The organism is Pseudomonas sp. 34 E 7 (assembly GCF_900005715.1).
GTDB classification, from domain to species: domain Bacteria; phylum Pseudomonadota; class Gammaproteobacteria; order Pseudomonadales; family Pseudomonadaceae; genus Aquipseudomonas; species Aquipseudomonas orientalis_A.
In genome coordinates this window covers 1-7,233 of sequence record NZ_CVTX01000099.1, presented here as the reverse complement: position 1 = coordinate 7,233, position 7,233 = coordinate 1, and the positions used below count along the sequence as shown (strand labels likewise).

Here is a 7,233-nt window from a genome sequence, read left to right as displayed (position 1 = left end):
TGGCCGCCCAATGTGGGAAGGGGTTTGGTCCTGATACACCTCGGTTCAAATGTGGGAGGGGGCTTGCCCCCGATGGCGGCCTCTGGGCCGACCAGGATGTTGGACTAGACCGAGTACATATCCGTTTCTGCGGACACGGCTGCTATGGGTTCCGCTCTTACAGCGGCTCACTTTTGAAAAGCGCAAAAGTAAGCAAAACGCTCTTGCCCCACCACTCGGCACCTCGCTCATGCTCGGTGTGCCCGAACGAAGGCTTGAATCCGTGGGCCGCCGCAATGGGCCATCCATGGCCCAGTGCGGCTAACCCGGCGTCCTGCCGGGTTACCCACGGATTCAAGCCTGCGTTCGGCCAGCGTGGTTTGACGGGGCGCCTGAGATCAAGATCAAAAGCCAGATCAAGATCAGGAGCGACTCGCTGCGCATCGTGGTTAGGGTTTGGATTTCCTTGCTCAATCAAAAAGCTCAACTTTATGGTCATTTATGCAAACGTCTAAGTTACGCAAAATCGGGATATTCGCCGTGCTGGCGGTTGCCATCGGCTTGATCATTTACACCGTCAAGGCGCCTGCCGATGCGCCTCAATACCTCACGGCCACTGTCGAGCGCGGTGATATTGAAAACGCCGTTCTCGCCACCGGCTTGTTGGAGGGCGTCAAGCAGGTCGATGTGGGCGCGCAGGTTTCCGGTCAGTTGAAGTCGCTCAAGGTCAAGGTCGGTGACAAGGTCAAGAAAGGCCAGTGGCTGGCTGAAATCGATCCGCTGATCCTGCAGAACACGCTGCGCAAGGCCCAGGTCGATGAGGAGAATCTGCAGGCTCAACGCCGCGCCACGGCGGCGCAGGTCAAGCAGGCCAGGTCGGTGTATGAGCGCTATAAGGGCTTGCAGGCCGATGAGTCGGTGTCGCGCCAGGATTTCGAGGACGCCGAGTCGACCTTTCAGGTGCAGCAGGCCAATCTGTTGTCTCTGGATGCGCAGATCAAGAGCGCGCACATTCAGATCGACACGGCCAAGGTCAACCTGGCTTATACCCGTATCAATGCGCCCATTGACGGCGATGTGGTGGGTATCGTTACCCAGGAAGGCCAGACGGTCATTGCCAACCAGCTGGCGCCGGTGCTGCTCAAGCTGGCCGACCTGGATACCATGACGGTCAAGGCCCAGGTGTCGGAAGCGGATGTGATTCACATCAGCCCCGGCCAGCAGGTGTATTTCACTATTCTCGGTGAGGCCGACAAGCGCTACTACGCCAAGCTGCGTGGCACTGAACCGGCGCCGCAGAATTTCCTCGAAACTCAGACCGCCGGTGCGCCCAAGCAGAATACGGCGGTGTTTTATAACGCGCTGTTCGATGTGCCCAACCCCGACCACCGCTTGCGCATCGCCATGACCGCCCAGGTGCGTATCGTGCTCGACACCGCCGAGGCTGCGCTGATGATGCCGGTGGCGGCGCTGGGCGCGCGCAATGCCGAGGGCGGCTATGCAGTGCGGGTGCTCGACGCCAAGGGCAGGGCGCAGGTGCGTGAGGTGAAGACCGGTATCAACAACAACGTCAAGGTGCAGGTCCTCGACGGCCTGGTCGAGGGCGACAAGGTGGTGATTGGCGACGCCTCGCCTGCCGTGGCGGGGAATTGAGCCATGACTCAACCTCTGCTGGAGCTCAAGGGCATCACCCGCAGTTTCATGGCCGGCGAGCGCGAATTCATCGCGCTCAAGGGCATTGATCTGACCATTCACGCCGGGGAAATGCTGGCGATCATCGGCGCCTCGGGGTCGGGTAAATCGACATTGATGAACATCCTCGGCGGCCTGGATTACGCCACCGCCGGCAGCTACAAAATCAACGGCATCGAAACCCGTTCCCTGGGCGATGAGCAACTGGCGGAACTGCGCCGCGATTACTTCGGGTTTATCTTCCAGCGCTACCACCTGCTGGCGCACTTGAGTGCCTTGCACAACGTGGAAATGCCGGCGATCTATGCCGGCATCCCGGAAGGCCAGCGCCACAGCCGCGCGCGGGAGTTGCTCGCGCGCCTGGGCCTGTCGGGGCATATCACCCATCGGCCGAGCCAGTTGTCCGGTGGGCAGCAGCAGCGCGTGAGTATCGCCCGGGCCTTGATGAATGGCGGCGAGGTGATCCTGGCCGACGAACCCACCGGGGCCCTCGACACCCACAGCGGCAAGGAGGTGATGCGCATCCTCGCCGAGCTGCACGCGGCCGGGCACACGGTGATCATCGTCACCCACGACCCCAAGGTGGCGGCCAATGCCCAGCGTATCGTCGAGGTGTGCGACGGCGAGATCGTCAGCGACAAGGCCAACGACAGTGCCGGCCTGGAGCTGCCCGAAGAAGCGCCGCTCGAGCCCCGGCGCAGCGGCGCGCGGCGCCTGGTGGCGAGCCTGGGGTTGTTCAAGGAAGCGTTCAACATGGCCTGGGTCGCGCTGATTTCCCATCGCATGCGCACCTTGCTGACCATGCTCGGTATCGTCATCGGCATCACCTCGGTGGTGTCGATCTCGGCCATCGGCGAGGGCGCCAAACGTTATGTGCTCAAGGACATCCAGGCCATCGGCAGCAACACCATCGATATCTTTTCCGGCACCAGTTTCGGTGACAGCCGCGCCTCGGCCATCGAGACCCTGATGCCGTCAGATGTGGACGCGTTGAACCAGCTGTATTACGTCGACAGCGCCACCCCGGTGGTGGGGCGCAACCTGTTGCTGCGCTTTGGCAATATCGACGTGGACGCGCAGGTCAACGGCGTCAGCGACCGCTACTTCAAGGTCAAGGGCGTGAAGCTCGAAGCCGGTATCGCCTTCAGCGAAAGTGATGCACGGCGTCAGGCGCAGGTGGTGGTGATCGACCACAACACCCGGCATCGCCTGTTCGGGCCGACCGTTGACCCCCTGGGTCAGGTGATCCTGGTGGGCAACCTGCCGTGCACGGTGATCGGGGTGACGGCGGACAACAAGAACCTGTTCGCCGCCAGCAAGGTGCTGAACGTGTGGGTGCCGTATGAGACGGCGGCGGGGCGCCTGTTGGGGCAGCGCCACCTGGACAGCATCACCGTGCGCATCAAGGACGGCCAGCCGAGCAAGGTGGTGGAAGACAACGTCAATAAGCTCATGCTGCAACGCCACGGCACCAAGGATTTCTTCACCAACAACCTCGACAGCATCATGCAGACGGTGCAGAAAACCAGCCGTTCGCTGGCGCTGCTGTTGTCATTGATCGCGGTGATTTCGTTGTTGGTGGGTGGTATCGGCGTGATGAATATCATGCTGGTGTCGGTCACCGAACGCACCCGCGAGATTGGCATTCGCATGGCCGTAGGGGCACGGCAATCGGATATTCGCCAGCAGTTTCTGGTGGAGGCGGTGATGGTGTGCCTGATCGGCGGGATTATCGGTATCTCGCTGTCCTATGCCATCGGCTATTTGTTTTCGCTGTTTGTGAAGGAGTGGGAAATGGTGTTTTCCCTGGGCTCGATCATCACCGCATTTGCCTGCTCCACGCTGATCGGCATCGTGTTCGGCTTCGTGCCGGCGCGCAATGCGGCGCGGCTGGACCCGATCGAGGCATTGGCTCGAGATTGATGGAGATCAAATGTGGGAGGGGGCTTGCCCCCGATGGCAGTGTGTCAGTCAATGCATAAGCAAGCTGACCCACCGCTATCGGGGGCAAGCCCCCTCCCACATTTTGACCGATGTCAGCTCAGAGGTTGGTGGTACGAATGCCAGCGCGCAATGCGGCGCGGCTGGACCCCATCGAGGCGCTGGCTCGGGACTGATCCGTTCAGGCCGCCGGAGATCAAATGTGGGAGGGGGCTTGCCCCCGATGGCAGTGTGTCAGTCCATGCATAAGCAAGCTGACACACCGCTATCGGGAGCAAGCCCCCTCCCACCTTTTGACCGATGTCGGCTTAGAGAATGGTGCTGTCTTCGGTGGCATACATCCACCGCAACAACGAATGCCGTCCGCTGATGCCCAGTTTGATCGCCGCGCGCTTGAGGTAGCTCTCGATGGTGTTGACCTTCAGCGCCAACTGTTCGGCCAACTCCGGCGCGGTGCGCCCGGCCAGCAGGCCTACGCACACTTCCAGTTCACGGTTGGACAGGGTCAACCCCGATTGCACGAGGCGCTCCTGAATGCGCCGCCGCAAGGTCTCGATGCCCTGGTTCTGTGGTTCCTGCGGCGTATTGCCTGGGGGGCATGGCTGGATCGCGCTGATGTGGTTTTCCACCATGGGCAGCAGCAGCGTGGAGAAATCCTCCAGCATGCTGCGCTCTTGCGCCGAGAAGGTTTCGGACTGGTGCGAGCGGTACACCGACAGCACATACCGCACATCGTCCTTACGGCGGGTGAGGTGCAGCTGGGCGGCCGGTTGCTCTTCGCCCAGCGCCACTGCCGAGTCGGTATAGACCGGGCTGATCCTGCGGCGAGTGTGGCCAGCGGCACTCACTCGCAGTTGCGTGATATGGGTGGCGTCCACTGCCAGTTGGGTGAGGATCAGGTCATGCAGCATACGTGGGAAGTGGCGACTGCCGGTGCTGGCGATGACCTTGCCTATATGTGGGAACAGGTGTGAGTTCATCAATTCGTCCATGAGTTTCGAGTGCAGGTATTCGGTCTTATAGCGACGGGGATTAAGAGACTAGCCAATGCGAATAACCTGCAGTGATAGTGCTGCCCGCCGAGACGTATGCTAGTACAGCCTGACCAAAGGGTGGGGATTCAATCATTAAAAAAGCAGATTAAAAGCGCATAACGACCTTTGCGCCTGATTTCGTGGCCGGCACAAGGATGTCGCCTACAGCTTCAGTGGTCGATGCCCAAGCCAGTTTCCGCAGGCGGCTATCCAGGAGGGCGAAGCAACGGGCAGCTTGTCGAGCTGAGGGCGCTCAAGATGGAACTCCAGCCAGATAGGAGTGTGCGTATGAATACGGTTGCCTCTCGTCCCAGTGATGCGTTGCGGCTCATCGAAGCCTTCCGGCACCGAGATGATCGCGGCGGTGACATCCGCCATAACGGTTTGCCTTCCAAGTCTGCCGAAGACGCGGCCTTGCACCTCTGGCGAAAGAGCCCGGGGTGGCTGGACAAGAACGGCGATGGCCGCCATGACGTGACCTACGAATTTCGTACCCCGCCCGTTGACAAGGACGCAAGGCAGTTCAACAAAACCGGTTTCACCCACGTTCTTGAAAACCAGCGCCAACAGACGCGGGCCAGCCTGCAGAGCATTGCCGATGTTGCCAACCTCAGGTTTACCGAAGGGCCGAGAGCCGCAGGCAGCGAAGGCCACATCACCCTCGCCAATTTCGGTCAGAGAATCGATGACAAGGGTCTGCCCTACAACGATACGAGCTATGCCGTGCTGCCTTCGCCAGGCGTTGCCAGCAGCGGTGATGTCTGGTTTGCCGTCAACAAAGGCGACCGGTCGGTGGTTGACGCCGCATTGGGAAATGCGGGCCGCCATACCATCGTCCACGAACTGGGGCATGCCTTGGGGCTCGACCACTCCGGCGACTACGACAGGATACTCAAACAAGAGCAGGTGGGTTATCACGAGGACTCGCAGAGTCACAGCGCCATGAGTTATCGGGGCGAGCGTACCGGCTATATGAATCATGCAGGCATGCGCTCTTCGGCGCCGCAGCTTGACGATATCAGTGCCTATCAACGCAAGTACGGCGCCAACCACGACACCCGTAAAGACAACACCACCTACGGCTTCAATGCCAATGCGGACCGAGACTTCCTGAGCGTCAACACCGCCAAGGATAAAATGGTAGCGGCCATTTGGGACGGTGGCGGCAATGACACCCTGGACTTCTCCGGTTACACGCAGGTCCAGCGCATCAGCCTGCGGGAGGGGACCTTTTCTGACGTCGGCGGCCTCAAGGGGAATGTTTCGATTGCCTATGGCGTGACGATCGAAAATGCCATCGGCGGCTCCGGCAACGATTTGCTGGTGGGTAACGAGGTGGCCAACGAACTCAGAGGGGGAGAGGGCGATGATTGGTTATATGGAGCAGGGGGGGCCGACACGCTGTGGGGCGGCAAGGGCAAGGACCGGTTTGCCTATGGGCGCATCAGCGACTCGACCCAGGCCGCGCCCGACCGGATCATGGACTTTGTCAGCGGCGAAGACAGGGTCGATGTGTCGGGTGTCAGGGCTTCGCTGGGGGTTGCGCAACTGAGCTTCGTCGACGCATTTTCCGGCGCCATCGGTGAAGCCATCGTGACTTACAACCCCGTGCTGAAAATGAGTTCCCTGGAAATCAGCGCTACGCCGAGTGAGGCGAACTTCGTGCTTGTCGTAGAGGGCCATGTGCGGCGCAGTGATATCGTCAGTTAAGGCTTTTCAGACTTGCGCAACCCGATGGCGCAGCAGCGCTTCAAATACCCGCTGCGCCCGTGGCTCATCACTGTGAGCCACATTGAAGCGCATCAAGTCACGGTGAGCCGGGTCGTAGCCAAACAGCAAGCCGGGCGCCAGCACCATGCTGCGCTTCAGGGCTTGCTGGGCCAGCAGTTCGCCGTTGACCCCCGGCGGCAGGCGCGCCCAGATGAACATGCCGCCTTCGAAAGCCATCGGCAGTTCGCAGCCGCAGCGCTTGAGCCATTGCTCGACGCGCCCGCCGGCTTCCATCAGGCGCTGGACCATGCGCTTGCGGTGCTTGGCATAACTGCCTTCGCTGAGCATGCGGTACACGATCTGCTCGAACAGCTCCGAGGTCACGCCGCCGCTCATCAACTTCATGTTGGTCAGGTTGGCGGCCAGTTGTGGCGCGGCCACCACGTAGCTGACGCGGGTATTGGCGCTGAGGATCTTCGAGAATCCCGACAGGTAGGTGACCTGGTCCAGCCCGGCGACGGCGGCCAGGCGTGGCGGTGGGTTGGGGTGCAGGTCGCCGTAGAGGTCATCCTCGACGATATGGCAGTGGTACTGCTGGGTCAGTTGCAGCAGGCGAAACGCCTGGCTGGGGCTGAAGGAATGGCCCGTCGGGTTATGCAGCACGCTGGTGGTCAGGTACAGGCTGGGCCGGTGTTCGGCCAGCAGATGTTCGAGGGCGGTGAAGTCGAAGCCGTCGGGGCGGCGTTCGAGCGTCACCACCTTGACGCCATGCAGGGCCAGGTTGGCGTGGAAGTTGAAGTAGCACGGCGCGTCCAGCAGCACTGTGTCGCCGGGCCGTACCAGCAGACGCATGAGCATGTCCAGGCCCTGCACGGTG

At 61.1% G+C, this 7,233-nt stretch carries 6 protein-coding genes; 3 read left to right on the top strand and 3 right to left on the bottom strand.

Annotated features, from left to right (window positions below):
* Nucleotides 1-157 precede the first annotated feature (157 nt).
* Complete coding sequence (locus BFP96_RS30840; RefSeq protein ID WP_065892976.1) at nucleotides 158-478, bottom strand: hypothetical protein; 321 nt, start codon at nucleotides 476-478, stop codon at nucleotides 158-160.
* Between the two features lie 2 nt (nucleotides 479-480).
* Here BFP96_RS30840 and macA point away from each other — a divergent pair, with 2 nt between their 5' ends.
* Together macA and BFP96_RS07030 are read left to right on the top strand one after the other, a co-directional pair.
* Nucleotides 481-1,632 carry a macrolide transporter subunit MacA gene (gene macA / locus BFP96_RS07035; protein ID WP_065935905.1) on the top strand — a complete coding sequence of 384 codons (1,152 nt, stop codon included), beginning with the start codon at nucleotides 481-483 and terminating at the stop codon, nucleotides 1,630-1,632.
* Between the two features lie 3 nt (nucleotides 1,633-1,635).
* Nucleotides 1,636-3,594, top strand: a complete 1,959-nt coding sequence (locus BFP96_RS07030) for a MacB family efflux pump subunit (RefSeq protein WP_065892977.1) — start codon at nucleotides 1,636-1,638, stop codon at nucleotides 3,592-3,594.
* 326 nt (nucleotides 3,595-3,920) lie between these two features.
* Here the strand turns inward: BFP96_RS07030 and BFP96_RS07025 are convergent, their stop codons facing one another.
* Nucleotides 3,921-4,592 carry a LuxR C-terminal-related transcriptional regulator gene (locus BFP96_RS07025; RefSeq protein ID WP_122463985.1) on the bottom strand — a complete coding sequence of 224 codons (672 nt, stop codon included), beginning with the start codon at nucleotides 4,590-4,592 and terminating at the stop codon, nucleotides 3,921-3,923.
* Nucleotides 4,593-4,934: 342 nt separating this feature from the next.
* On the opposite strand from BFP96_RS07025, the gene BFP96_RS07020 reads away from it, so the two are divergent.
* A complete protein-coding gene (locus BFP96_RS07020) occupies nucleotides 4,935-6,356 on the top strand; it encodes a M10 family metallopeptidase C-terminal domain-containing protein (RefSeq protein ID WP_065895981.1) in 1,422 nt (473 codons plus the stop codon).
* Nucleotides 6,357-6,362: 6 nt separating this feature from the next.
* Here BFP96_RS07020 and BFP96_RS07015 read toward each other — a convergent pair.
* On the bottom strand, nucleotides 6,363-7,233 hold an 871-nt coding region (locus tag BFP96_RS07015; RefSeq protein ID WP_139113358.1), incomplete at its 5' end, for an aminotransferase-like domain-containing protein.